Here is a 25,580-nt window from a genome sequence, read left to right on the forward strand (position 1 = left end):
CGAGCCAAAGTCTGCGCCGGCGGGTCCATCGTCTAAACTTGACCCGATGTCTAGATTATTTGGAACAGATGGTGTCCGGGGCCTGGCAAACGGCCTGCTCACAGCAGAGCTGGCAATGCAGCTGGCGCAAGCGGCCGCCGTCGTACTCGGCCACCAACGGAGCACCAACGGTGCCCGGCCGCGCGCAGTGGTGGCCCGTGATCCGCGTGCCAGCGGCGAGTTCATCTCCGCGGCCGTCTCGGCGGGACTGTCCAGTTCAGGCATCGACGTCTATGACGCCGGCGTGCTTCCCACCCCGGCAGCCGCGTACCTGGTTGCCGACCTCAAGGCAGACTTCGGCGTGATGATCTCCGCCTCCCACAACCCGGCTCCGGACAACGGCATCAAGTTCTTCGCCAAAGGCGGCCAGAAGCTGCCTGACGAGGTTGAGGACGCCATCGAGGAACAGATGGGCAAGGAGGCGTTCCGCCCCACAGGAAGCGATGTAGGCCGCATCCAGACCTTCTCCGACGCCGAGGACCGCTACATCGTCCACCTGCTGGGCACCCTGCCGCACCGCCTCGACGGGCTGAAGATCGTTCTCGACTGCGCCAACGGCGCCGCCAGCGGCTGTTCCCCGCAGCTCTTCAACGACGCTGGCGCTGAGATTGTGGTCATCGGCGCGGAGCCCGACGGCCTGAACATCAACGACGGCGTTGGCTCAACCCACCTCGGCGCCCTTCAGCGTGCCGTGGTGGAGCATGGCGCAGACCTGGGCATCGCACACGACGGCGACGCCGACCGCTGCCTGGCCATCGACCACGAAGGCAACGAAGTGGACGGCGACCAGATCATGGCCATCCTCGCCGTCGCGCTGAAGGAGTCCGGAAAACTCAAGGACAACGTCCTGGTAGCCACCGTCATGAGCAACCTTGGCCTGAAGATCGCCCTCCGCAATGCAGGCATCAGCATCCGCGAAACTGCTGTGGGGGACCGTTACGTGCTTGAGGAAATGCGCGACGGCGGGTTCAACCTCGGCGGCGAACAGTCCGGACACGTTATCTTCGCCGATCACGCCACCACGGGCGACGGCCTCCTGACCGGCCTGCAGCTTGCAGCACAGGTGGCGCTCACGGGCCGCTCGCTGAAAGAGCTGGCCACCGTGATGACCAAGCTCCCGCAGCTCATGATCAATGTCAAGAATGTGGACAAAGCGCGGGCGGGCACGGATGAGGGAGTCCTCGCCGCAGTTGCGGAGGCTTCCGCGGAACTGGGCGACACCGGTAGGGTGCTCCTGCGGCCCTCAGGCACCGAGGCCCTGGTCCGCGTGATGGTGGAAGCCGCCGACATGCCCACCGCGGAACGCATCTGCAAGCGGCTCGCTGCCGTGGTGGAGGAACGCCTGGCGGTAGCACCGGCCGTCTGAGCCAACACGATCTGACACAGCACTCGAGAACCAAACAAAAGTGGTCCGCCTCCATCCGGAGGCGGACCACTTTCGTCATAACCAAAAACTAGGCCCGGCGACTGCCGCTCCTGAGCTCGTCCCGGATTTCCGTGAGGAGTGCGATATGAGGGTCCTCGGCGGCCTCCTCCTTGACTTCGGTACCAATACCGAGCCGGCGGTTGCGGCGTTCGATCATGTGGTTCATGGGCATGATGACCACGAAGTAGATGGCGGCGGCCACCAGGACGAACGAAATGATGGAGGAGATGACGGAACCGTACATGAATCCCTCCCACTGCATCTCTTCAATGCCCTTGGCACTGAACAGGCGGCCGATCAGCGGAGTCAGCAAGCCTTCAACGATTGAGGTCACGACGGCGCCGAAGGCGGCACCCATGACCACGGCGACGGCAAGGTCCACGACGTTGCCCTTCATGATGAAATTCTTGAATCCGGTCAACATAGCTTCCAAGCTAGTGCAGCCCCGTAAACATGGTGTGACAGCCAGGTAATTTCGCGGGGTGTGTCGCCCGTCACGCTAGGATGCGCCCTACAAATACCCCGGCGCCGCTTCCAGCCCGAAGTACTCCTCAAGCGTGGAGATGCCCCGTGCAGCCATGTCCGTCGCGGCCTCCACCCCGATGAAGCGCAGATGCCAGGACTCGTAGTAGTAGCCCGTTATCTCGTGGAGCATCCACGGGTACCGGACCACGAAGCCGAAGCGGTGCCCGTTGGCCTTGGCCCACACCGCAGCTGGCTGATCGGCGAAGCACGGCTGGAAGCTGCAGGCCCCGCCGCCGTCGCCGATGTCAAAGGACCAGCCGGTCTGGTGCTCCGAGAACCCCGGCCGGGCCGAGGCCGTGTCCGCCTCGGCCTGGCCCCGGGACGCAACATAGCTGTTGTACGTCGCCACCTGGGTGCCGTAGGAACGGTAGCCGCTGGCCAGCGTTATGGTCACGCCGTCCTCCGCGGCCGCGGCGAACATCTGTTCCGCGGCAGCCGCCGTCGTGCTGTTCAACTGTGCCGCTTCGCCGGAAACTGCCAGCGCGACGTTCGGCTGAACCAGATCCGCCGGCACGTAATCAGCAGGGGAGAGCGGGCGGTGCTTGTTGACCACCAGCCACGGGCTGGCGGGATCCGTCAGGGAATGCTGTTTCGCCAATCCGGCCGCGGGTGAGGTGGGCGTCGGCGCGGACGTGGTTGCCGGCGCGGGCGCCGCTACGGTCCCCGGTTGAGTGGCGGCAGCAGTGGGTGTCTCCGACCCTGCGGACTCCGAAACGGCAGCCGGCGAAGCGGAGGTTCCGGTCGCGGAGGACGACGACGGCGGCTGGGTCCCGCCGTCGGGCGGCGTGCACGCTGCCAGGGCAGTCAGCCCGGCGCCAACGGCCAGGAGCTTGGCGATGGACCTCCTGCTCGGCACAGTCCCGGCGCCCAAAGCAGGGCCCGCGGTTGCAGCACAGTTGTGGCACACCTGTGCTAGACCTTCCGCAGTAGCATGCGGCGGATGGAATGGTCTGCTTCCTTGGTGAGCACCAGCTGCGCCCGGCCCCGCGTCGGGAGGACGTTGTCCTCCAGGTTGGGCTCGTTGATGCGTTTCCAGATGTCGCGGGCAGTGGTTTCGGCTTCCTCGTCGGACAGCGTCGCATAGCGGTGGAAGTAGGATTCCGGCTGGGCGAACGCGGTGGTGCGCAGTTTGCGGAAGCGGTCCACGTACCATTCCTCGATATAGGAAGTCTTCGCGTCCACGTAGATGGAGAAGTCGAAGAAGTCGCTCAGCGCCAAGCCCTGCTTGCCGTCCTGGCGGGGGCGGGCGGGGGCCAGGACGTTCAGGCCCTCCACGATCAGCACGTCCGGCCGGCGGACCACCACTTCCTTGCCGGGCACGATGTCGTATGTGACGTGGGAGTACCAGGGGGCCCGGACCTCTTCCGCGCCGCCCTTGATCTCACTCACAAACCGCAGGAGCGCGCGGCGGTCATAGGACTCCGGGAAACCCTTGCGCTCCAGGAGGTGCCGGCGCTTGAGCTCGGCCAGGGGATACAGGAACCCGTCCGTGGTGATGAGCTCCACGTTCGGAGTACCTGGCCACCGGCGAAGCATCTCGCGGAGCACGCGGGCGATGGTGGACTTGCCCACGGCTACGGAACCGGCCACGCCGATCACAAAGGGTGTGCGCTGCGTCTGTTCGCCGAGGAACGTGGTGGTGGCGGCGTGCAGCTGGCCCGCGGCCTCCACGTAGAGGTGAAGCAGCCGGGAGAGCGGCAGATAGACTTCGCGGACTTCCTTCATGTCCAGCGGATCGCCGAGCCCTCGGAGACGGAACACGTCCTCTTCATTCAGGGGCTGTTCCATCTGGGCTGCGAGCCGGGACCAGGTCTGCCTGTCCAGCTCCACGAACGGGGAGACTCCCTCTCCGTTCGCTTCATTGCGTTGCAAAGTCACCTAAGAGATTCTGCCCCGCGCGACGCTGAGAGCGAAATGGATGGCGCCCTGAGAGCCGTAAAGGACGGCTTGCGACCCGTCAAGGAGGCCACGTTCGACGGCGGCGGCCCGCTCTGCCATATAAGCTTGCCTCTATGTGTGGAATCGTAGGATACGTAGGCCATTCGTCAGGCCGGGTAAATGTTGGCCACGGCGCGTTGGACGTTGTCCTTGAGGGACTCCGCCGTCTGGAGTACCGGGGATATGACTCCGCCGGCGTCGCGGTGGTGGCGGACGGGGCCATTTCGTCCCGCAAGAAATCCGGGAAACTGAGCAATCTGCTCACCGAACTGGAAGAGCGGCCGTTGCCGGATTCCGTCACCGGAATAGGCCACACCCGCTGGGCCACCCATGGCGGCCCCACGGACCAGAACGCGCACCCGCACCTGGCCGACGGCGGCAAGCTGGCCCTGATCCACAACGGCATCATCGAAAACTTCGCCGAGCTCAAGCTCGAACTGCTCCAGGGCGGCGCCACGTTCGCGTCCGAGACGGACACCGAGGTGGCCGCCGTGCTCCTGGGCGACATCTTCCGGAACAAGCTGGGCGGCGACCCCGCCAACGGCGGCCTGACCAAGGCCATGCAGCTTGCCTGCCAGCGCCTGGAAGGCGCCTTCACCCTGCTGGCCGTGCACGCGGACCAGCCCGACGTCGTCGTCGCCGCCCGGCGCAACTCGCCGCTCGTGGTGGGCCTGGGCGAGGGCGAAAACTTCCTCGGCTCGGACGTCTCCGGCTTCATCGACTACACCCGCCGCGCCGTGGAACTGGGCCAGGACCAGATCGTGACCATCACCGCGGACACCGTGGAGATCACCGACTTCTTCGGCGCCCCGGCCCAGGGCAAGGAATACCACGTGGACTGGGATCCGGCCTCGGCCGAAAAGGGCGGCTACCCGTCCTTCATGGAGAAGGAAATCCACGACCAGCCCGACGCCGTCGCCAACACCCTGCTGGGACGTTCGGACCTGGACGGCAAGCTGACCCTCGATGAAATGCGCATCGACCCCGAGCACCTGAAAAAGATCAACAAGATCATCGTGCTCGCCTGCGGCACCTCCGCGTACTCGGGCCAGGTGGCCAAGTACGCGATCGAGCACTGGTGCCGGATCGCCACCGAGGTGGAGCTCTCCCACGAGTTCCGCTACCGGGACCCGATCGTGGATGAGAACACGCTGATTGTGTCCATCTCCCAGTCCGGCGAGACCATGGACACCCTGATGGCCGTCCGGTACGCCAAGGAACAGGGCGCCAAGACCCTCTCCATCTGCAACACCAACGGCTCCACCATCCCGCGTGAATCCGACGCCGTGCTGTACACACACGCCGGTCCGGAGATCGCCGTCGCGTCCACCAAGGCCTTCCTGGCCCAGATCACCGCCGCCTACCTGCTGGGCCTGTATTTGGCACAGCTGCGCGGCAACAAGTTCCAGGGCGAGATCAAGGACATCCTGGCCGACCTCGCCAAAGTCCCGGCGAAGATCCAGCAGGTCCTGGACCACGTGGACGAGATCAAGGAACTGGCCCGGTCCATGGCGGACGCCAAGTCGGTGCTGTTCCTGGGCCGCCACGTCGGGTTCCCGGTGGCCATGGAAGGCGCGCTCAAGCTCAAGGAACTGGCCTACATCCACGCCGAGGGCTTTGCCGCCGGCGAGCTCAAGCACGGCCCCATCGCCCTGATCGAGGAGGGCCAGCCGGTGTTCGTGGTGGTTCCCTCCCCGCGCGGCCGGAACTCGCTGCACGCCAAGGTGGTCTCCAACATCCAGGAGGTCCGGGCCCGCGGCGCTAAGACCATCGTGATCGCCGAGGAAGGCGACGAAGCGGTCAAGGCCTACGCCGAGCACGTCTTCTACATCCCGGAGACGCCCACGCTCCTGGCACCCCTGCTGGCCACCGTGCCGCTGCAGATCTTCGCCCTCGAACTTGCCACGGCCAAGGGATACGACGTGGACCAGCCACGCAACCTGGCCAAGAGCGTGACCGTAGAATAAGCCGCATGATTGTTGGCATTGGCGTAGACGTCGTAGACATTGAACGGTTCGGCAGGCAGCTCGAACGGACCCCCGGGCTCCGGGACAGGCTGTTCGTCCCGGCCGAGCGTGAGCTGAACACGCGCTCCCTGGCCGCGCGCTTTGCGGCCAAGGAAGCGGTGGCGAAGGTCCTGGGCGCTCCCGCGGGGATGAACTGGCAGGACTGCTGGATCGGACTGGACCAGAACGGCCCCACCATCCAGGTCAAGGGCACCGTGCTGGCCGTCGCCGAGTCCAAGGGCGTCAAGCGCTGGCACCTGTCGATGAGCCACGACGGCGGGATCGCCACGGCGACCGTCCTCGCGGAGGGCTGACGCGGCCTTTCACCTGACAGCCCTGCCGTGGACCCAGCACCGATTGGACTGAACATGATCAGCGCCTACACCGGAACCCAAATACGGGAGGCCGAACAGCGCTTTGTCCAGGCAAGCCTGGGCGCTGGCACGGGCGCAGTTCTTATGCAACGGGCCGCCTACGGACTGGCCAACGCCGTGGTCCGTGAACTCGCCGTGCGCGGGATCCGCCGCTACGGGGCGAGCGTTGCGGTCCTGGCGGGCAAGGGCAACAACGGCGGAGACGGGCTGTTCGCCGCCGCTTTCCTGGCGGCCCGCGGAATGCGTACGACGGCGGTCCTCACCGCAGGGGAGGCCCACCCGGAAGGCCTTGCCGCCTTCGAGCGGGCCGGCGGCCGCGTCCTGATGCTCACCGACCACAACGCCGGTGAGTTGGCAGCGTCAACCGTCCGTGCCGACGTCGTGATTGACGCGGTGCTGGGGACCGGCGCACGGGGCGGCCTCCGCGGCGCAGCGGCGTCCCTTATCGGGAAGCTGCGGACTGCGAACCACGGCTTCGTGGTGGCCTGCGACGTTCCCAGCGGCGTGGACGCCGACACCGGTGAGGCCCATGACCCGGTCCTTCCCGCTGACTTCACGGTGACCTTCGGCGGCGCAAAAGTTGGCCTGCTTTCCGATCCCGGCGCGGACTATTCCGGACGGGTGCTGGTCATCCCTATAGGCATCGAAGAAGGGCTCCCGTGGCCGGCGCTGCGGCGGCTCGAAGTCGAGGACCTGAAAGCCCTGTTTCCCCGGCCGGCCAGGCGCGCGCACAAATACTCCCGCGGGGTGCTCGGCGTTGTTGCAGGCTCATCCACGTATCCCGGCGCAGCCGTGCTTGCCTGCCGGGGGGCCCTGGCCGCGGGGGTGGGCATGGTGCGCTACCTCGGGCCGCCGGAGGTCGCCGAGCTGGTCCGCCAGGCCTGCCCGGAAGTGGTCTGCAGCACCGGGACCGTGGCTGAAGCCCACGTCCAGGCCTGGCTGGTGGGTTGCGGCCTGGATGAGGCCGATGAGCAGCAGCTGCAGCGCGTGCGTGACGCCGCCGATTCGGGCCTGCCGACCATTGCCGACGCCGGAGCCTTGCCGGCACTTCCCGATGTGCTGGCCCCGCAGGTTGTCTTGACACCCCACGCAGGCGAGCTGGCAGCGCTGCTGGGGCGCCTTGGGCAGGAGCTGGACCGGTCCGCCGTTGAGGCCTCCACGCTTGCCGCCGTGCGCCAGGCCGCGGGGCTGACCGAGGCCACGATCCTGTTGAAGGGTGCCACCACGCTGGTGGCTTCGCCGTTCCAGGACTTCTACAGCCAGGCGGACGGCACACCCTGGCTTGCCACCGCCGGCAGCGGGGACGTCCTGGCCGGAATCACCGGGGCGCTGATGGCGCAACTGGGTTCCGACGTCGGACGCTTCACTGCGCGGGGCATCGATCCGGACGAGCGCTGGGCGGCCATCGGCGCCATGGCGGCAAGCCTGCACGGCCGCGCTGGAACCCGTGCTTCCGCCGGGGGTCCCGTGACCGCCGGTGCCATCGCTGACTGCGTGCCGGAGGTGATGCGGACGCTGTAAACCATGGGGCGCAAAGCCCAGTAACCAGAATAGTAATCCTACTTACTAGTAGTCTGTCTAGAGATTTGTTTCGTTCGCACGAGGAGTACACATGGAAGTCTGGCCCGGATCGGCATACCCGCTGGGAGCCACCTTTAACGGCACTGGCACGAACTTTGCGCTGTTCAGCGAGAGGGCCGACAAGGTGGAACTGTGCCTCTTCGATGACGACGGTGCGGAGACCCGGATCGAGGTCCTCGAAGTAGACGGCTACGTATGGCACTGCTACCTGCCCCACATCCAGCCGGGACAGAAATACGGGTACCGCGTCCACGGGCCGTACGATCCCGACTCCGGGAACCGGTTCAACCCGAACAAACTGCTGATGGACCCGTATGCGAAGGCTGTGCACGGCAAGATCGACTGGGACCCGGCGCTGTTCTCCTACAACATGGGCGATCCCGATTCCCGCAACGATGCCGACTCCGCGCCGCACATGATGATGGGCGTGGTGATCAACCCGTTCTTCGACTGGGACGGCGACCACCTGCCCCGCATCCCGTACCACAAGTCCGTGATCTACGAGGCCCACGTCAAAGGCCTGACCCAGCTGCACCCCGAGGTTCCGGAGGACCAGCGCGGCACCTACGCCGGCGTGGCCCATCCCTCGGTCATCGCCCACCTGCAGAAGCTGGGCGTCACCGCGATCGAGCTCATGCCCGTGCACCAGTTCGTCAATGACGGCATCCTGGAAGACAAGGGCCTGAACAACTACTGGGGCTACAACACCATCGGCTTCTTCGCCCCGCACAACAGCTACAGCTCCACCGGTGACACCGGCCAGCAGGTGCAGGACTTCAAGGCAATGGTCCGCTCGCTGCATCAGGCGGGCATCGAAGTGATCCTCGACGTCGTCTACAACCACACCGCCGAAGGCAACCACCTGGGCCCCACGCTGTCCTTCAAGGGCATCGACAACGCCGCCTACTACCGGCTCATGGACGGCGACGAAAAGCACTACATGGACTACACGGGCACCGGCAATTCGCTCAACGTCCGGCACCCCCACTCACTGCAGCTGCTCATGGATTCCCTGCGCTACTGGGTCACCGAAATGCACGTGGACGGCTTCCGGTTCGACCTCGCCTCCACCCTGGCCCGTGAGTTCTACGACGTTGACAAGCTGTCCACCTTCTTCGAACTCATCCAGCAGGATCCGGTGGTTTCCCAGGTCAAGCTGATCGCCGAGCCGTGGGACGTCGGCCCCGGCGGCTACCAGGTGGGCAACTTCCCGCCGCAGTGGACGGAATGGAACGGAAAGTACCGCGACACCGTCCGCGACTTCTGGCGGGGAGAACCGTCCACCCTGGGCGAATTCGCCTCCAGGATCACCGGCTCCGCCGACCTCTACGAGCACTCGGGCCGCCGGCCGGTCGCCTCGATTAACTTCGTCACCGCCCACGACGGGTTCACCCTGTCTGACCTGGTGTCCTACAACGAGAAGCACAACGAGGCCAACGGCGAGGACAACAACGACGGCGAATCGCACAACCGTTCCTGGAACTGCGGCGCCGAAGGCCCCACCGACGACCCCAAGGTCCTCGGACTCCGCGCCCGGCAGCAGCGCAACTTCATCGCCTCGCTGCTGCTCTCGCAGGGCGTGCCCATGCTGCTTCACGGCGACGAACTGGGCCGCACCCAGCAGGGCAACAACAACGGCTACTGCCAGGACTCCGAACTGACCTGGATCAACTGGGACAACGTGGACCAGCCGCTCATCGAGTTCACGGCCGCCGTCAACGCACTCCGGCACAGGCACCCCACGTTCCGCCGCAGCAAATTCTTCGACGGCAGGCCGGTGCTCCGCGGCGAGGGAGAGAGGCTTCCGGACATCGAATGGCTGGACGTTGACGGTTCCACGATGAAGCCCGATGACTGGGACAGCGGCCTGGGCCGGTCCATCGGCGTATTCCTCAACGGCGATGGCATCCAAGGCCTGGACGAGCGGGGCCGGCGGATCACCGACGTCAACTTCGTGCTGTACTTCAATGCGGACGTCGAAGAAGTGAAGGTCACCCTGCCATCCGACGAACACGCCCCGGCCTGGGACGTCATCATCGACACCGCGGGCCACAATGCCGATACCGACCCGGTGGCGGCTGGCGGTGTCTTGGCCGTGGACGCCAAGTCGCTCGTGGTGCTCCGCGCGCACAGCACGCCCGAAGTCGAACCAGACCACTCTGTGGCGGCCTCGCTCGCGGCGTTGTCGCAGACCACCACCAGCGACACGGCAGCGCTGACCAGCCCGGTGGTCCCGGATCGGGCAACCTCGGCCAAAGTCATGAAGTCGAAGCCAAAGCCGAGGCCGAAAAAGTCGAAGTCATGAAGACGCCCGTCTCCACTTACCGGCTCCAGATCCGCCCTTCGTTCACGCTCCAGGACGCTGCCGCCACGGTGCCTTACCTGAAGTCGCTGGGCGTGGACTGGATCTACCTCTCGCCAATCCTGACGGCGGAAAAGGGATCCGACCACGGCTACGACGTCACCGATCCGTCCACCGTCGACCCCGACCGTGGCGGCCCGGAAGGGCTGAAGGCGCTGTCCCGGGCAGCCCGGGGCGCCGGCATGGGCGTGCTCGTGGACATTGTGCCGAACCATGTGGGGGTGGCATCGCCCTACCAGAATCCTTGGTGGTGGTCCCTCCTCAAGGAAGGCAAACAGTCCCGTTACGCCGAGGCGTTCGACGTCGACTGGGACTTCGCCGGCGGCCGCGTACGGCTGCCCGTGCTGGGCAGCGATGACGACCTCGACAAGCTGGAAATCCGCGACGGCGAACTCCGCTACTACGACCACCGGTTCCCGCTGGCGGACGGCAGCTACTCCGAAGGGGACGACCCGCGCGACGTCCACGCCCGCCAGAACTACGAACTCGTAGGCTGGCGCCGCGCGGACAACGAGCTCAACTACCGCCGCTTCTTCGCGGTCAATACGCTGGCCGGCGTCCGGGTCGAAGTTCCCCGGGTGTTCGACGAGGCGCACGAGCAAGTGGTGCGCTGGTTCCGCGAGGGGCTGGCGGACGGTCTCCGGATCGACCACCCGGACGGGCTGGCGGACCCCGAGGGCTACCTCCGGCGGCTCCGCGAAGCGACCGGCGGCAGCTACCTGCTGATCGAGAAGATCCTGGAACCCGGGGAGGAACTTCCGGCCTCCTTTGAATGCGAGGGGACCACCGGCTACGACGCACTGGCGGATGTGGACCGGCTCTTCGTCGACGCCGAGGCGCAGACGGCCCTGGACCAGCTCGACGGCAGGCTCCGCGGCGGCGAACCCGCCGACTATGACGAGATGATCCGCGGGACCAAACGCAGGATCACCGACGGCATCCTGCACTCGGAGATCCTGCGGCTGGGACGGCTGATTCCGGCAGAAACGGTCCTCGACGCCGGCCCTGCGGCGGACGCGCTGTCCGAGATCATAGCTGCCTTTCCGGTGTACCGGACCTACCTTCCGTTCGGGGAGGAAGTCCTGAAGGAGGCCTGCAGCCTGGCTGCGCGGAACCGGCCCGACCTGGCGCTGGCGGTGGAATTGCTGCTGCCGCTGCTGCTGGACTCCGGTTCGGCGCTGGCGCAGCGGTTCCAGCAGACGTCCGGCATGGTGATGGCCAAAGGGGTGGAGGACACCGCCTTCTTCCGCTACACCCGGCTGGGGACCCTGACCGAAGTGGGCGCCGATGCCACCGAGTTCGCCCTCACTCCTTCGGAATTCCACCGCCGGATGGAACGGCGCGAAGCCGAACTTCCGCTGTCCATGACAACGCTCAGTACGCACGACACCAAGCGCAGCGAGGACACCCGGGCCCGGATTTCGGTGATTTCCGAGTTCGTCGCGGAGTGGGACAAGGTGCTGACCAGGCTGCAGGAACTGGCGCCGCTGCCGGACGGGCCGCTCGCCAGCCTGTTGTGGCAGGCCATCGCCGGTGCCTGGCCCGCCTCCCGGGAACGCCTGCAGCAGTACGCCACCAAGGCAGCCCGCGAGGCCGGGAATTCGACCGACTGGCTCGACCCGGACGAGGCGTTCGAGCAGAAGCTGGCCGCCGCCGTCGACTCCGTCTTCGATAACCCGGAGGTCCGTGCGGAACTGGAGTCCTTCGTGGCCCTGCTGGAGCCGTACGGCGCGGCGAACGCGCTGTCAGCGAAACTGGTGCAGCTGACCATGCCCGGGGTGCCGGACGTGTACCAAGGCACCGAGTTCTGGGACCGTTCCCTCACCGATCCGGACAACCGGCGGACCGTCGACTTTGCCGCGAGGCAGCGGGCACTGGCCGCCCTCGACGCCGGCGAGCGTCCGGCGTCGTACCAGGATGACGCAGCCAAGCTGCTGGTGGCCTCGCGGGCGCTCCGGCTCCGGCGCGACCGGCCGGAACTCTTCACCGGCTACGCGGCAGTCGCCGCGGCCGGCCCGGCAGCGGAGCACCTGGTGGGCTTCAGCCGCGGAACGGGTTCCGCTGGCTCAGCCGGTGCCGGTGCCTCAGCCGGTGCCGTCACGCTGGCCACCCGGCTGCCGCGCCGGCTGGAACAGGCCGGCGGCTGGCAGGACACCACCGTTACCCTGTCCGCGGCAATGACCGACGAGCTCACGGGAAACAGCTTCGGGCCCGGGCAGGTGTCCGTCGCGGACGTCCTGGCCAGGTACCCCGTTGCCTTGCTCGTTCCTGCCACCTCTGCCACTTCCGAACGATCGGAGAACGACGGATGACGACGACTGCAAACGCAAGCCAACGCTTCGATATCTGGGCACCCGATGTCAGCGCCATCACCCTGCTGGCGGGCGGCTCTGAATATCCGATGAGCCAACGCGGCGGGGGCTGGTGGACAGCTCCGGCTGCACCCGCCGACGGGGACGTCGACTACGGCTACCTGCCGGGGACCGACACCACTCCGTTGCCGGATCCCCGGTCGCGGCGGCAGCCGGCGGGCGTCCATTCCCTGTCCCGCACCTTTGACCCGTCCGCCCATGAGTGGGCGGACGGGAACTGGCCGGGCCGGGAGCTGCGGGGCGCCGTCATCTATGAGCTGCACATCGGCACCTTCACTCCCGAGGGCACCCTTGAGGCCGCGGCCGGAAAGCTGGGCTACCTCAAGGAGCTCGGCATCGACTTTGTGGAACTGCTGCCGGTCAACGGCTTCAACGGCACCCACAACTGGGGCTACGACGGCGTCCTCTGGTACACCGTCCATGAGGGCTACGGCGGGCCTGCCGCCTACCAGCGCTTCGTGGACGCCGCGCATGCCGCCGGCCTGGGCGTCATCCAGGACGTGGTGTACAACCACCTCGGCCCCAGCGGCAACTATCTGCCGCGCTTCGGGCCCTACCTGAAGTCGGGGGAGGGGAACACCTGGGGCGACTCGGTCAACCTCGACGGGGGCGGGTCCGACGAGGTCCGCCACTACATCCTCGACAACGCGGCCATGTGGCTCCGCGACTACCACGTGGACGGGCTGCGGATCGACGCCGTGCACGCCTTCAAGGACGAGCGCGCCGTCCATCTCCTGGAGGACTTCGGCGCCCTCGGCGATGCCGTGTCCGCCGAAACCGGCCGGCCGGTCAGCATGATCGCGGAGTCGGACCTCAACAACCCCCGCCTGCTGTACCCCCGGGACGTCAACGGGTACGGGCTGGAGGGGCAGTGGAGCGACGACTTCCACCACGCCGTCCACGTGAACATCAGCGGGGAGACGGAGGGGTACTACAGCGACTTCGACTCGCTGGGCGCCCTGGCCAAGGTCCTGCGCACCGGTTTCTTCCACGACGGAAGCTACTCCAGCTTCCGCGGCCGGCACCATGGACGGCCCATCAACACCGGGCTGGTTCATCCTGCCGCACTGGTGGTGTGCAGCCAGAACCACGACCAGATCGGCAACCGCGCCACCGGCGACAGGCTGTCCCAGTCGCTGTCCTACGGGCAGCTGGCCCTGGCGGCGGTCCTCACGCTGACGTCCCCGTTCACCCCCATGCTCTTTATGGGGGAGGAGTACGGCGCCACCACGCCCTGGCAGTTCTTCACCTCCCACCCCGAGCCTGAGCTGGGCAAGGCGACGGCGGAAGGCCGCATCAAGGAGTTCGAGCGCATGGGGTGGGATCCCGCCGTCGTGCCCGACCCCCAGGACCCGGAAACCTTCCGGCGTTCAAAACTGAACTGGGACGAGGCCGCGGAGGGCGACCATGCCCGCCTCCTGGACCTCTACCGCTCGCTGACCGCGTTGCGGCGCAGCACTCCGGAACTGGCAGGCCTGGGGTTCACGGACACCGCGGTGGACTACAGCGAAGAGGAGGGCTGGCTGCGGTTGCGTCGCGGAGACGTGCACGTGGTGCTGAACTTCTCGGAGCAGGCGATCAAGCTCGACAACGCCGGAGGAACCTTGCTGCTCTCCACCGATGAGGCAACGCGGCCGGACGGCGCTTCGCTCGTCGTGGCCCCGTGGAGCGCCGCCATTCTGCGGGTCTAGCCGCCGGTTTTGTTTGCCTCTCCTGTTACGCCGCGGGCTGTTTGTGTCTGCCCGCGGCGTAACAACGGACATGTTGGCTGTAGCCTGCGTCACAGCTGGCAGGATAGATAGTATGACTTATTCGGCAGCGGACAACCGCTATGAATCCATGCCCTACCGCCGCGTCGGACGCAGCGGCCTGAAACTTCCGGCTATCTCCCTTGGGCTCTGGCACAACTTCGGCGACGACAAGCGGTTTGATGAGCAGCGCGCCATCCTCCGCCGCGCCTTCGACCTGGGCGTCACCCACTTCGACCTGGCCAACAACTACGGCCCGCCGGACGGCTCCGCCGAAACCAACTTCGGCCGCCACCTGCAGGACGACTTCAAGCCGTACCGCGACGAGCTCGTCATCTCCACCAAGGCCGGCTACTACATGTGGCCCGGCCCGTACGGCGAGTGGGGCTCCCGCAAATCCCTGATCTCCAGCCTGGACCAGTCCCTGCAGCGCATGGGCCTGGACTACGTGGACATCTTCTACAGCCACCGCCCGGATCCGGAAACGCCCATGGAGGAAACCATGGGAGCACTGGACTACGCCGTGCGTTCAGGCAAGGCGCTGTACGCGGGCATCTCCTCCTACACGCCCGAGCAGACCATCGAGGCGGCCCGGATCCTCAAGGAACTCGGCACCCCGCTGCTCATCCACCAGCCCAGCTATTCCATGCTGAACCGCTGGACCGAGAACGGGACGCCGAACCTGTACGAGGCGCTCGAAGAGGTGGGCGCCGGTTCCATCGCGTTCTCCCCACTGGCGCAGGGCATGCTGACGGACCGCTACCTGAATGGCATCCCGGCCGATTCACGTGCGGCCAAGGAACGGTTCCTGTCCGAATCGGCACTGACCGAGGACAAACTGGACCGGGTCCGGGGACTCAACAAAATCGCCATGGACCGCGGGCAGTCGCTGGCGCAGATGGCCATCGCCTGGATCCTCCGCGACCAGCCCAGGGGCACCCCCGTGACGTCCGCCCTGGTGGGCGCGTCCAGCGTCAGGCAGCTGGAGGACACGCTGTCCGCCATCAACAACCTGGCGTTCACCCAGGAGGAGCTGAACGCGATCGACGAGTTCGCCGTCGAATCCGATATCAACCTTTGGGCACAGAAGTAGCCGGCGCGTAACAGAGCCACGTAACAGAGCCGCCGGGGCCGGCCGGGAACATCTCCGGCCCCGGCGGTGTTAGCTAGAATGCAAGGGCGCCCCATGGCGCTGTGCCCATCAGCCGCCGCCGCACATCAGAGTGCAGCCGCGCCGGGCACGTGAAGTTTGTTCTCAAAGGAGTTCCGTGTCTTCAAATCCGATTCGTGTTGCCATTGTCGGTGTGGGTAACTGCGCCGCATCCCTGGTCCAGGGTGTCCACTACTACCGGGATGCCGACCCCCAGGCAACGATTCCCGGTCTGATGCACGTGGAGTTCGGCAAGTACCACGTCAACGATGTTCAATTCGTTGCAGCCTTCGATGTCGACGGCAAGAAGGTCGGCGTTGACCTGGCCGACGCCATCCTGGCCAGCGAAAACAACACCATCAAGATTGCCGACGTTCCGCCCACCGGTGTCACCGTCCAGCGCGGCCACACCCTGGACGGCCTCGGCAAGTACTACCTCGAAACCATCGAGCAGTCCCCAGCAGAGCCGGTCGACGTTGTCCAGGCCCTCAAGGACGCCAAGGTTGACGTCATGGTCTGCTACCTGCCCGTCGGGTCGCAGGAAGCCGCCGAGTTCTACGCCCAGGCCGCTATCGACGCCGGTGTGGCCTTCGTCAACGCCCTGCCGGTGTTCATCGCCGGCACCAAGGCCTGGGCGGACAAGTTCACCGCCGCCGGCGTGCCGATCGTGGGCGACGACATCAAGAGCCAGATCGGTGCCACCATCACGCACCGCGTCATGGCCAAGCTCTTCGAAGACCGCGGCGTCACGCTGGACCGCACGTACCAGCTCAACGTCGGCGGCAACATGGACTTCAAGAACATGCTGGAACGCGACCGCCTCGAGTCCAAGAAGATCTCCAAGACCCAGGCCGTCACCTCCAACGTCGAAGCCGAACTGGCTGCCAAGGACGTCCACATCGGCCCGTCCGACTACGTCCAGTGGCTCGACGACCGCAAGTGGGCCTTCGTCCGCCTCGAAGGCCGCAACTTCGGCGACGCGCCGGTGTCGCTCGAATACAAGCTGGAGGTCTGGGACTCACCCAACTCCGCCGGCGTGATCATCGACGCCATCCGCGCCGCCAAGATCGGCCTGGACCGCGGCATCGGCGGCCCGCTGCTCTCCGCTTCCAGCTACTTCATGAAGTCCCCGCCGGAGCAGTTCAACGACGACCTCGCCCGTGACAAGGTTGAGGCCTTCATCCGCGGAGACCTGGAGCGCTAAGCCCCTCCTCCACGACGCTCTCTCACTTTTGGTGGGTTTTCGCACGACGCTCTCTCACTTTCTGCGGGATTTCGCACGACGCTCTCTCACCTGGTGGGGGAGCGTCGTGGTTTAAGCGCCGTGTTCGTAGCGCCGGATGGCGTGGCTGGCCTGGGCAAGGGCGAGGAGCTTCAGCAGCAGCTGGCTGTGCATGTGCATGCCCACGGCTGCGGTGAGAATGAGTTGGTCGACGCTCTCCGGGGCGGTCGTGGCTGCAATATCCAGCCCGGCGACGTCATCCATGGCTTTGCTGTAAGTGTCCAGGAGCTCGCGGGATACGCGGATGTGCAGGCTTTCCATCAGTTCCAGATGGACGTTCAAAGCGCTTCGGGCGTCGCTTGGGTAATCGGGCCAGTTTCTGAGGCGTACGACGGCGTCAGCCGCCGGTGTGCGGACGTCGCCGCTGGCGGCTGTGTCCAGGTCCAGCACCACGCGCTGAACCGCAGCCAGGAGCGCAAGGCGCGGGGCGCCGTCGTCGGCCATTTTGAGGAGGCCGCGGATCTGCTCAATGTTCAGCCCGACTGTCCGGCGGAGGACCTGGATCAATTCGAGACGCTCGACATGCCTGGCGGAATACTGTGCGCGGGTTGCGTGGACGGTCTCGCCGGCCGGCAGCAGGCCCTCCCGCAGGTAGTACTTGATGCTGGCTGCCGCGACTCCCGATTGCCCGCTCAGCTCCTTGAGCTGCATGCCGTCCTCTTTTCCCGCGGAGGTCCGGATCCGTTGGATAGCAGATCCGGCGCCAACTATCCTGATGTACACGCATTGGATAGTGGCTCTATCCTAAGCCTATGGAGCACTGGAATGTACTGCTTGTCAGCCACGTGATCGCCGCACTGTTCGTGCTCGCGATCGGCCCCTTCCAAATCCTGCGCCGACGCCGTGACCGCATCCACCGCACCATGGGCTACCTGTGGGTGGCAGCCATGTACTACGTCTGCATCAGCAGTTTCTGGATCGTGACGGCCGGGCATTTCACCTGGCTGCACGGGCTGTCCGCGTTCACGATCGTGACGGTCACGCTTGGCCTGGTCAGCGCCATCCGCCACAACATCCGGTCGCACCTGGGGAACATGATCGGCAGCTATATCGGCATTGCCGTGGCGTTCGTCTTTGCCGTTGCCGTGCCGGGACGGGCCATTCCGCAGCTCCTCGCCGAGGACCCGGCCACCGCGGCATATGTTGCCGGCCTGGTGGCGCTCGGCGTTGTGGTGGTGTTCGTTTCGCTCAAGCGCGGCGGCCGCACGGGCGCATCGGGCGGTTCAAAAGAACGGACGCTCTCTCACTTCCTGCGGGTTTAGAGCCGATCCTCTCTCACTTTCGGTGGGTTTTGGCGCGACGCTCTCTCACCCCGCGTCGGCGAAGCCGGATGCCTGGGGATGATCCAGCCACGCAGTGCGAAGCGTCCGCTTGATCTTCCCGATGGCGCGTTGGAAGCCGTCAGCATGATCGTCCTTGTCGAATATCAGGACAGTCCAGCCAGCCGATTCGAACGCCTTGTTTCTCCGCCTGTCACGAAGGGACTGGGCGTCAAGAAGGTGATGCTCGCCGTCGTACTGGATGGCGATCCGCCGGTGACGGTAACCGAGATCGGCGCTCGGGGACATGGCGTCAGTGTCGCGCAACGCCAGCTGGAGATCCGGTTCGGGAAGGCCAGCATCGGCCATGGCCAAGCGGAGCAGCGACTCGGGCGCGGAGTCCGCCCCCACCCGCATCAGGTCCAGGGCTTCCCTGGCGCGGACAATGCCCTGCAGGTTTGGATGGCGGCCGACCAGGAAGCGGAGCCCGTCCAGGGTGTCGTAGGGCTGCGTCCGGCCCTCGAAGTCCACTCGCGGAATGCGGATTAGCTGATCACCCATGCACACGAGCTCGCTTAACGACAGCCGCCGCGCCAGGTCCAGCCACGTCCGCGACCGGGTGCTGACGCGGATGCCGTCGATCGATTCAACCTCATCGTCCCGGGCAAAGACCGTATGGCCGACTACGCCCTTGCGGCGCACCGAGGGTAAGGTCCTGGGCTTGCTCAGATGGAGCTCTGTCGAGTCCGCCAGCCAAGGCGGCAACAGCTGGCACCGGAGCCGTGCTGCCGTGACGTGTGAGATCCAGGCACCAGGCGATGCGGCAGACAGCGCCCGTGCCGCGGCTTCCAGTTCAAAGTCCCAGTCCGAGGGGCGGTAGAGCCCGCGTCCGACATGGACCACGTCTTTCCGCCGCAGCCGGTCCGTGGATACTCCTGAGGCCCGCGCCGAATCCAAGGTGAACGGAGCAGTCGCCAGAATCCCGGGCAGATCGTTGCACTTTTGCATGCTGGCATTGTGACCCGAAACTCGACGACGCCGCAGAAGTTATCCACAGGCAGCCCTTGGGCGCCCCGGATGTGAGAGAGCGTCGGGGGAAAAGTTGGCAGGATGTGAGAGAGCGTCGGGGAAAAGGCGGCAGGAAGTGAGAGAGCGTCTAGAAGAGGCCCACGGGCCTGCCGGCGTCGTCCACGTCCATCCGCATGGCCGCGGGAACCTTGGGCAGGCCGGGCATGGTCATCACCGCGCCCGTCAGCGCCACGATGAAACCTGCGCCCGTCTTCGGGATGAGGTCGCGGACGTGGACCGTGAAGCCCTTGGGCGCGCCCAGTTTGGTGGCGTCGTCGCTGAATGAGTACTGCGTCTTGGCCATGCATACCGGCAAACCGGCCCAGCCGTTCTTCTCGATGTCGGCCAGGCGTTTGAGGGCAGGGACGGAGAAGTCAACGCCGTCGGCGCCGTAGATTTCCTGCACGATGGTCCGGATCTTGTCCTCCACAGAGAGCTCGAGCGGATACAGGTGGCGGAAGCTGTGCGGAGCGTCGAGTGCTGCGAGCACCTTGGCGGCGAGTTCGTCGCCGCCGTCCCCGCCGCCGCCGCGGCCCCAGACATCGGCCACGGCAGCCTGCACGCCCTCGCCGGCACACCACTCCAGCAGCCAGTCGAGCTCTTCCTGCGTGTCCGTGGCGAACCTGTTGACGGCCACCACCGGTGTGATCCCGAACTTCTCCACGTTGCGGATGTGCCGCCGGAGGTTGGCCACGCCCGTTGCAAGGGCCTCCACGTTGGGCTCCTTGAGCCGGTCCTTGGCCACCCCTCCGTGCATCTTCAGCGCCCGCACGGTTGCTACGAGCACGACGGCGGACGGCGCCACGTCCGCCACCCTCGCCTTGATGTCCATGAACTTCTCGGCCCCGAGGTCCGCGCCGAAGCCGGCCTCGGTGACCACGATGTCCGCCAGCCGACGGGCCGTCTGGGTGGCGATCAGCGAATTGCAGCCATGGGCGATGTTGGCGAACGGCCCGCCGTGCACCAGCGCAGGTGTGCCGGCGATGGTCTGTACGAGGTTGGGCTTGATGGCATCCCGGAGCAGCATGGTCAGCGCACCCTGGACCCCCAGGTCGGCCACCGTGACGGGCTCCCGGTCATAGGTGTAGCCGAACGTGATGCGGCCCAGCCTGGCGCGCAGATCGGCAATATCCGTGGCCAGGCAGAAGACCGCCATGATCTCGGACGCCGCGGTGATGTCGAAACTGTCCTGACGCGGAACACCCTGGACAGGCCCGCCGAGGCCGATCACCACTTCGCGGAGCGAGCGGTCGTTCATGTCCAGCACCCTTTTGAAGGTCATCCGGCGGGGATCGATGTTGAGTTGGTTGCCCTGGAAAATGTGGTTGTCCACCAGGGCCATGAGCGCGTTGTTCGCGGAGGTGATGGCGTGGAAGTCGCCGGTGAAATGCAGGTTGATCTCATCCATGGGCAGTACCTGGGAAAACCCTCCGCCAGCGGCGCCGCCCTTCATGCCGAGGATGGGACCCAGTGACGGCTCGCGCAGCGCAATCATCACCTTCTGCCCGGCCCGGGCCAGCGAATCCGCCAGGCCCACCGTTGTGGTGGATTTCCCTTCGCCTGCCGGCGTGGGGGACATGGCCGAGACGAGCACCACCCGGCCAGGCTGGCGGGCAGGCGCACCGGCCGGGTCCGTGAGCTTCGCCGGATCAATTTTTGCCTTGTACCGGCCATAGAGTTCCAGGGCGTCAGCATTGATGCCCGCCGCGGCGGCGATCTCCCCGATGGGCCGCATGGTGGCCCGTTGGGCGATTTCGAGGTCACTCATGGCGTTGGTGTCAGACATCTTTGTCCTTCAGTTCGTGGCTTCAGGGAAAGCCGTTCGGGGGTTCCCGCCCGGCGCTACCCGGCTTAGGGCGTGTGGCCCACCGGAATTCTGTGACTGTCAATGTACTGGTCGACGGCGGCGTGGTAGCTTTCCAGCGTGATGGCGGCGGTCCGCTGCCAGCCGAAGCTTTGGGCATGCAGCGCTGCAGCCCGCCCCATGTCCTCGCGCGTGGCGGGATCGTCGTAGAGCGCCTCGAATACGTCCGCCCAGTCCGCGGCCTTGTGCCCGTCCACCAGCAGGCCGGTCCGTCCGTCGAAAATGGCCCTGGAGAGTCCGCCAACCCGGGTGGCAACCACGGGCGTCCCGCAGGCCTGGGCTTCCAGCGCCACCAGCCCGAAGGATTCGCTGTAGGAGGGCATCACCACAACGTCGGCGGAGCGGAACCAGGCGGCCAGCTCCGGTGCGTTGACCGGCGGATGGTGGGTGACGACGTCGTCCATTCCGGCAGCGTGGATCAGCGACTTGAGGTCGAAGTCCTTGGCTCCGCTGAGGGCGCCGAGGATGGTCAGCTGGAGGTCGATGTCCGGACGGCGCGAGCGGAGCAGAGCGGCTGCCTGGATGAGGATCTGCGGGCCTTTGAGCCGCTGGATCCGGCCGGCGAAGAGCAGATGGAATTTGCCGGCAGGCACTCCGAGCTGTGCCCGGGAACGGGTCCGGAACGCCGGGCTGAACACGGTCAGGTCCACGCCGGGGGGAGCCACATCGATTTGGTCGAAGTCGGCGTTGTAGTGCGAGACGAGCTCGGCGGCCTCGGCCGGGGTGTTCGCGATCAGCCGCGCTGCGCCGTCCACAATCCGGTGTTCGCCGTCCTCCCGCCGCCTCGGTTCGGGCTTCTCGCCGGAGTGCAGGAGGAGGTTCTTGACCTTGGCCATCGTGTGCATGGTGTGCACCAGCGGCACGCCCCAGAGCCTGGACAGCTCCAAGCCGGCCACGCCGGAGACCCAGTAGTGCGAATGGATGACGTCGTACCGGCCGTGCGGCTGACGCTGCCGGATGCGCTCGATCTCCGCCACCATGCTGTGCAGCAGTCCCGGAAGTTCCTCTTTGGGCAGCTTCCGCGGCGGGCCGGAGATCACGTTGTGGACACACACGCCGGGGTCCGGGTGCTCGACGGCGGGTTGTTCCGAGGACGTTGACCGCGTGAAGATCTCCACTTCCACGCCGGTTGCGGCGAGCGCCGAGGCAAGCCCCCGCACGTAGACGTTCATGCCGCCGGCGTCACCGGAACCGGGCTGCTCCATGGGCGAGGTGTGCAGGGAAAGGAACGCGACGCGGCGGATCAGAGTCACGGCTCTCCCTTCAACTGGCGGAACTGCATCCGATAAAACAGTACTCCTGTACCGCCCCGTCCTTCACAGCGCCCGGCGTCCTGCGCTCGGCATCCCCAGCCCTCCTGCTAACGTGGCGGCTGTGAGCGCAACCGCAGACACAACCGCAGAGCCAAACAAGCATGCAGCCGGCATTGAAATCCGTCCCGCTACAGCCGCCGACTGGCCCGGCATGTGGGCAATCCTGGAACCCGTCATCAGGGCCGGCGACACCTTCACCTGGGACCGCGGCACCACGGAGGACGACGCCCGGGCACGCTGGTTCAAGGACGCCCCCGGCCAGGCGTTCGTGGCCGTCCGGGACGGGCAGGTGCTGGGGACCGGCGAGCTGCATGCGAACCAGGGCGGGGGAGGAAGCCACGTTGCCAACGCCGGCTACATGGTCCACCCCGAGCACGGCGGCAGGGGGCTGGCCAGGGCGCTCTGTGCCTACTCGCTGGACGCGGCCAGAGCGGCAGGCTTCCGTGCCATGCAGTTCAACGCCGTGGTGGAGAGCAACGTCCGCGCGGTGGCCGCCTGGCAGGCCATGGGGTTCGAGGTCCTGGCCACCATCCCGGAGGCGTTCAACCATCCGACGCTGGGCTATGTGGGGCTGCACCTGATGTACCGGAAGCTGTAGGTACTGCTGGCCCAATCCGCACTTCGGCGCCTAATCCCCGCCATGCCACAGCAGCCCGAGCGCCGGAAACGCCGCTTCGTAGCCGGCGAGCAGTTCGACGGCGAGCTTGTCCGAATCGATGAGCGGATGGAGCGCGAAGGCCCGGACGGCGTCGTCGCGGCGGCCGTGCGCCGCCGCAGACACTGTCAGCCGCTCCACCTCCTTGACCCGCTGCATGAGGGCCAGTTGCGCGTCAGCCGGCCGGTCCTGCGGCAGCGGCACCGCGCCGTCGGGGGTCACCACGCAGGGGACCTCGACGACGGCGTCCGCCGGCAGGCCGGGAACCGCACCGGCGTTGGGGGTGTTCAGGATGAGCTCGGCACCCCCGCCGGACGCCCGGCCCGATGCACCGCCGGGAGCGCCGCCGGACACCCCGCCGGACAGGGCGCGCATCACGCCGAGGGCCACGCGTTCGTACCCGCCGCCGGCGAGGTCGTCCTCGTCCCGCTGTTCGCCGCTGGCACGCGCCTCGGCCAGGTAGCCTTCCTCGCGGGACCGGCGGGCAGCGTCCCAGAGCCCATAGGCCCGGGGACCGGCCGCGGCAAGCGCCGGATACAGCCCGGACTGCTGCTCGTGGATCGACTCGCCCCGGGTCTGCGCCATGGCGCGGATGGCACCGACGGCCCGCCCCGTGTCGTAGTAGTAGTACAGGTACTCGTTGGGCAGGCAGCCCAGGGACTGGAGGAAAGGCTGCGGAAAGAGCCGGCCCTCCTCGAAACCGGACAGGGCCTGCGCGTCCGCCAGCAGCCCAGGCAGCAGGTCTTTGCCGCCGGACTCCAGCCGGTACAGCCAGCCCAGGTGGTTGAGCCCGTAGTAGCCCACGCCGTCGAGCTTTCCCTCAGGCAGCGGGGCGCCCGCCGCGCGGGCCGCCCGGTGCACCAGGGCTCCGGCCGAATCGCAGATGCCGATCACCCTAGTGCCCAGCACGGGGACCAGCGCCTCCGTCACCATTCCGGCCGGGTTGGTGAAGTTGACCAGCCAGGCCTCCGGGCAGCGCCGCTTCATTTCACGGGCCAGCTCCAGCATCCCGGGAATGGACCGCAGGGCGTAGGAGATTCCGCCGGCGCCCGTGGTTTCCTGGCCCAGGAGGCCCAGGCCGAGGGCCACGCGTTCGTCGGCGATCCGACCCGCCGTTCCGCCGGGTCGGATGGCCGCGAACACCATGTCCGTGCCATCGAGGGCGTCGGCCAGGGACGTGGTTGTCCTGACGGCGGGGCCGGGCCCGGCAGCGCCTGAACCGGCCGCGCCGGCGCCGACATCGCCAGAACCGATCGACGACAGGACGGCCTTGATCGCGGCGAGCCGCAGGGGGTCGACGTCGAACAGGACAAGCTCGCGCACCAGCCCCGCGAAGGGGCCGGAGGAGAGCGCCCGGTACACGAGCGGGACCCGGAACCCGCCGCCACCGGCAATCATGAGCCGCATAACACGCAGTCTATTCCGGGCAGGCCGCGCGGGCCCGGTCCCGTCCGGCGCGGCACTTTGCAGGGCAAGCGCGAGGGCGTAGTGTGCCGAACATGGACGCGATACCAGGGCGCCGGTTCGACCCCCTCTCCCACGTCCGCACGCCCACGGACGGGAGCTTCGATCTGCTCCTGACCGGGACGGTTTTCCAGGACATCATCTTCACCGGGCTGCCCCACGCGCCGGAGCCGGGCACAGAGATCTGGAGCGAGGGCATGGGCAGCTGCCCGGGAGGGGTGGCCAACCAGGCCATCGCCGCCGCGCGCCTGGGGTTGCGGACCGGGCTCGCGGCTGCCTTCGGCGACGACGGCTACGGCGACTACAACTGGAAGATCCTGGCTGCACAGGAACACGTTGACCTGTCCCTCTCCAAACGCGTCCCCGGCTGGCACTCGCCCGTGACGGTATCCCTCAGCGTGCAGCACGACCGCTCCATGGTGACGCACGGGCACCCTGCCCCGGTCACCTCGTCGGAGCTGATCGGGGAGCCGCCCGCGGCGCTCGCCGCCGTCGCGGACCTGGACGAGGAACTCGCCCCGTGGGCCGTCGCCGCCCACAGCGCCGGGGTCAAGCTTTTCGGCGACGTCGGCTGGGACGCCACCGGCAAATGGTCCTCCACCCGGCTGGACAACCTGCAGTATTTCCACGCCTTTATGCCCAACCAGCGCGAGGCCATGGCCTTCACCGGCAGGGACACGCCGTGGGCGGCACTGTATGCGCTCGCCGACCGGGTTCCCGTGGCGGTGGTGACCCTGGGACCGCAGGGCGCCATGGCCGTGGACTCCGAAACGGGGGAGGAGGAATGGGTGCCGTCGCTGCCCGTCTCGGCCTATGACCCGACCGGGGCCGGGGACTGCTTCGGCGCGGCGTTCATCGTGGGCAGCCTGGCGCGCTGGCCGCTGGCGGACCGGCTCCGGTTCGCGAACCTGTGCGCGTCCCTGGCGGTCCAGGAAGTGGGCGGTTCCCTTGCAGCGCCGGGCTGGGGCGACATCGCCGACTGGTGGAAGCGGGCCAACGCAAGGCCTGAACGGCAAAGCAGCCAGTGGCTGCGGCGCTTCAGCTTCCTGGAGGAGATCGTGCGCGATGTACCCTCGCAGGCGCTGCGCCGGGCCACTGCCACAATCGCCCACCTCTCGGACGCCTAGGCCAATTAAGCCGCCCGGCCCGCCGCC

General features: G+C 66.9%; 20 protein-coding genes. 12 read left to right on the plus strand and 8 right to left on the minus strand.

Annotated elements, in window-relative coordinates:
- The first annotated feature begins 46 nt into the window (after positions 1-46).
- Complete coding sequence (gene glmM, locus CXQ91_RS01025) at positions 47-1,405, plus strand: phosphoglucosamine mutase (protein ID WP_104172071.1); 1,359 nt, start codon at positions 47-49, stop codon at positions 1,403-1,405.
- 88 nt (positions 1,406-1,493) lie between these two features.
- On the opposite strand, the gene mscL is transcribed toward glmM, so the two are convergent.
- From mscL to coaA, 3 genes are all read right to left on the minus strand, one after another.
- Positions 1,494-1,889, minus strand: a complete 396-nt coding sequence (gene mscL / locus CXQ91_RS01030) for a large conductance mechanosensitive channel protein MscL (RefSeq protein WP_104172072.1) — start codon at positions 1,887-1,889, stop codon at positions 1,494-1,496.
- Positions 1,890-1,976: 87 nt separating this feature from the next.
- The gene (locus tag CXQ91_RS01035) at positions 1,977-2,897 is read right to left on the minus strand and encodes a M15 family metallopeptidase (RefSeq protein WP_104172073.1); all 921 of its coding nucleotides are present in this window, start codon (positions 2,895-2,897) and stop codon (positions 1,977-1,979) included.
- 5 nt (positions 2,898-2,902) lie between these two features.
- The gene (coaA, locus tag CXQ91_RS01040; RefSeq protein ID WP_104172074.1) at positions 2,903-3,868 is read right to left on the minus strand and encodes a type I pantothenate kinase; all 966 of its coding nucleotides are present in this window, start codon (positions 3,866-3,868) and stop codon (positions 2,903-2,905) included.
- A gap of 134 nt (positions 3,869-4,002) precedes the next feature.
- Here coaA and glmS point away from each other — a divergent pair, with 134 nt between their 5' ends.
- From glmS to CXQ91_RS01080, 8 genes are all read left to right on the plus strand, one after another.
- Positions 4,003-5,895, plus strand: coding sequence for a glutamine--fructose-6-phosphate transaminase (isomerizing) (gene glmS, locus CXQ91_RS01045; RefSeq protein ID WP_104172075.1), 1,893 nt, complete (start codon positions 4,003-4,005; stop codon positions 5,893-5,895).
- 5 nt (positions 5,896-5,900) lie between these two features.
- Positions 5,901-6,248, plus strand: coding sequence for a holo-ACP synthase (locus CXQ91_RS01050; RefSeq protein ID WP_011692749.1), 348 nt, complete (start codon positions 5,901-5,903; stop codon positions 6,246-6,248).
- A gap of 54 nt (positions 6,249-6,302) precedes the next feature.
- Positions 6,303-7,829, plus strand: coding sequence for an NAD(P)H-hydrate epimerase (locus tag CXQ91_RS01055; protein ID WP_104172076.1), 1,527 nt, complete (start codon positions 6,303-6,305; stop codon positions 7,827-7,829).
- 91 nt (positions 7,830-7,920) lie between these two features.
- Entirely contained in the window at positions 7,921-10,194 is a 2,274-nt protein-coding gene (glgX, locus tag CXQ91_RS01060) for a glycogen debranching protein GlgX (RefSeq protein ID WP_104172077.1), read from the plus strand.
- The gene (gene treY / locus CXQ91_RS01065) at positions 10,191-12,563 is read left to right on the plus strand and encodes a malto-oligosyltrehalose synthase (protein WP_104172078.1); all 2,373 of its coding nucleotides are present in this window, start codon (positions 10,191-10,193) and stop codon (positions 12,561-12,563) included. Before glgX ends, treY begins: the two co-directional genes overlap by 4 nt.
- A complete protein-coding gene (treZ, locus tag CXQ91_RS01070; RefSeq protein ID WP_104172079.1) occupies positions 12,560-14,314 on the plus strand; it encodes a malto-oligosyltrehalose trehalohydrolase in 1,755 nt (584 codons plus the stop codon). The genes treY and treZ overlap by 4 nt, the downstream gene beginning before the upstream one ends.
- Before the next feature lie 112 nt (positions 14,315-14,426).
- Positions 14,427-15,464: an L-glyceraldehyde 3-phosphate reductase gene (gene mgrA, locus CXQ91_RS01075; protein WP_104172080.1), complete on the plus strand. Its 1,038-nt coding sequence runs from the start codon at positions 14,427-14,429 to the stop codon at positions 15,462-15,464.
- Positions 15,465-15,639: 175 nt separating this feature from the next.
- Positions 15,640-16,725, plus strand: coding sequence for an inositol-3-phosphate synthase (locus tag CXQ91_RS01080; protein WP_104172081.1), 1,086 nt, complete (start codon positions 15,640-15,642; stop codon positions 16,723-16,725).
- Positions 16,726-16,836: 111 nt separating this feature from the next.
- On the opposite strand, the gene CXQ91_RS01085 is transcribed toward CXQ91_RS01080, so the two are convergent.
- Positions 16,837-17,454 carry a MerR family transcriptional regulator gene (locus tag CXQ91_RS01085; RefSeq protein ID WP_104172082.1) on the minus strand — a complete coding sequence of 206 codons (618 nt, stop codon included), beginning with the start codon at positions 17,452-17,454 and terminating at the stop codon, positions 16,837-16,839.
- A 101-nt stretch (positions 17,455-17,555) separates the two neighbouring features.
- Here CXQ91_RS01085 and CXQ91_RS01090 point away from each other — a divergent pair, with 101 nt between their 5' ends.
- Positions 17,556-18,065 (plus strand): DUF2306 domain-containing protein, encoded by a 510-nt coding sequence (locus tag CXQ91_RS01090; protein WP_104172083.1) that lies wholly within the window; start codon positions 17,556-17,558, stop codon positions 18,063-18,065.
- A 45-nt stretch (positions 18,066-18,110) separates the two neighbouring features.
- Here CXQ91_RS01090 and CXQ91_RS01095 read toward each other — a convergent pair whose 3' ends face one another.
- The 3 genes from CXQ91_RS01095 to mshA all read right to left on the minus strand — a co-directional run bounded on the left by CXQ91_RS01095 (position 18,111) and on the right by mshA (position 22,247).
- Positions 18,111-19,070, minus strand: coding sequence for a DUF559 domain-containing protein (locus CXQ91_RS01095; protein ID WP_104172084.1), 960 nt, complete (start codon positions 19,068-19,070; stop codon positions 18,111-18,113).
- A gap of 148 nt (positions 19,071-19,218) precedes the next feature.
- Positions 19,219-20,916, minus strand: coding sequence for a formate--tetrahydrofolate ligase (locus tag CXQ91_RS01100; RefSeq protein ID WP_104172085.1), 1,698 nt, complete (start codon positions 20,914-20,916; stop codon positions 19,219-19,221).
- 65 nt (positions 20,917-20,981) lie between these two features.
- Positions 20,982-22,247: a D-inositol-3-phosphate glycosyltransferase gene (gene mshA / locus CXQ91_RS01105; protein WP_104172086.1), complete on the minus strand. Its 1,266-nt coding sequence runs from the start codon at positions 22,245-22,247 to the stop codon at positions 20,982-20,984.
- 121 nt (positions 22,248-22,368) lie between these two features.
- Between mshA and CXQ91_RS01110 the strand changes: the two genes are divergently transcribed.
- Entirely contained in the window at positions 22,369-22,905 is a 537-nt protein-coding gene (locus CXQ91_RS01110) for a GNAT family N-acetyltransferase (protein WP_181038732.1), read from the plus strand.
- Between the two features lie 30 nt (positions 22,906-22,935).
- Here the strand turns inward: CXQ91_RS01110 and CXQ91_RS01115 are convergent, their stop codons facing one another.
- Positions 22,936-24,369, minus strand: coding sequence for a 6-phospho-beta-glucosidase (locus tag CXQ91_RS01115; RefSeq protein ID WP_104172087.1), 1,434 nt, complete (start codon positions 24,367-24,369; stop codon positions 22,936-22,938).
- 92 nt (positions 24,370-24,461) lie between these two features.
- On the opposite strand from CXQ91_RS01115, the gene CXQ91_RS01120 reads away from it, so the two are divergent.
- On the plus strand, positions 24,462-25,553 hold the full coding sequence (locus CXQ91_RS01120; RefSeq protein WP_104172088.1) for a PfkB family carbohydrate kinase: 1,092 nt from the start codon (positions 24,462-24,464) through the stop codon (positions 25,551-25,553).
- The last annotated feature ends 27 nt before the right edge of the window (positions 25,554-25,580 follow it).

Source organism: Arthrobacter sp. Y81 (genome assembly GCF_002929335.1).
Lineage (GTDB): Bacteria > Actinomycetota > Actinomycetes > Actinomycetales > Micrococcaceae > Arthrobacter.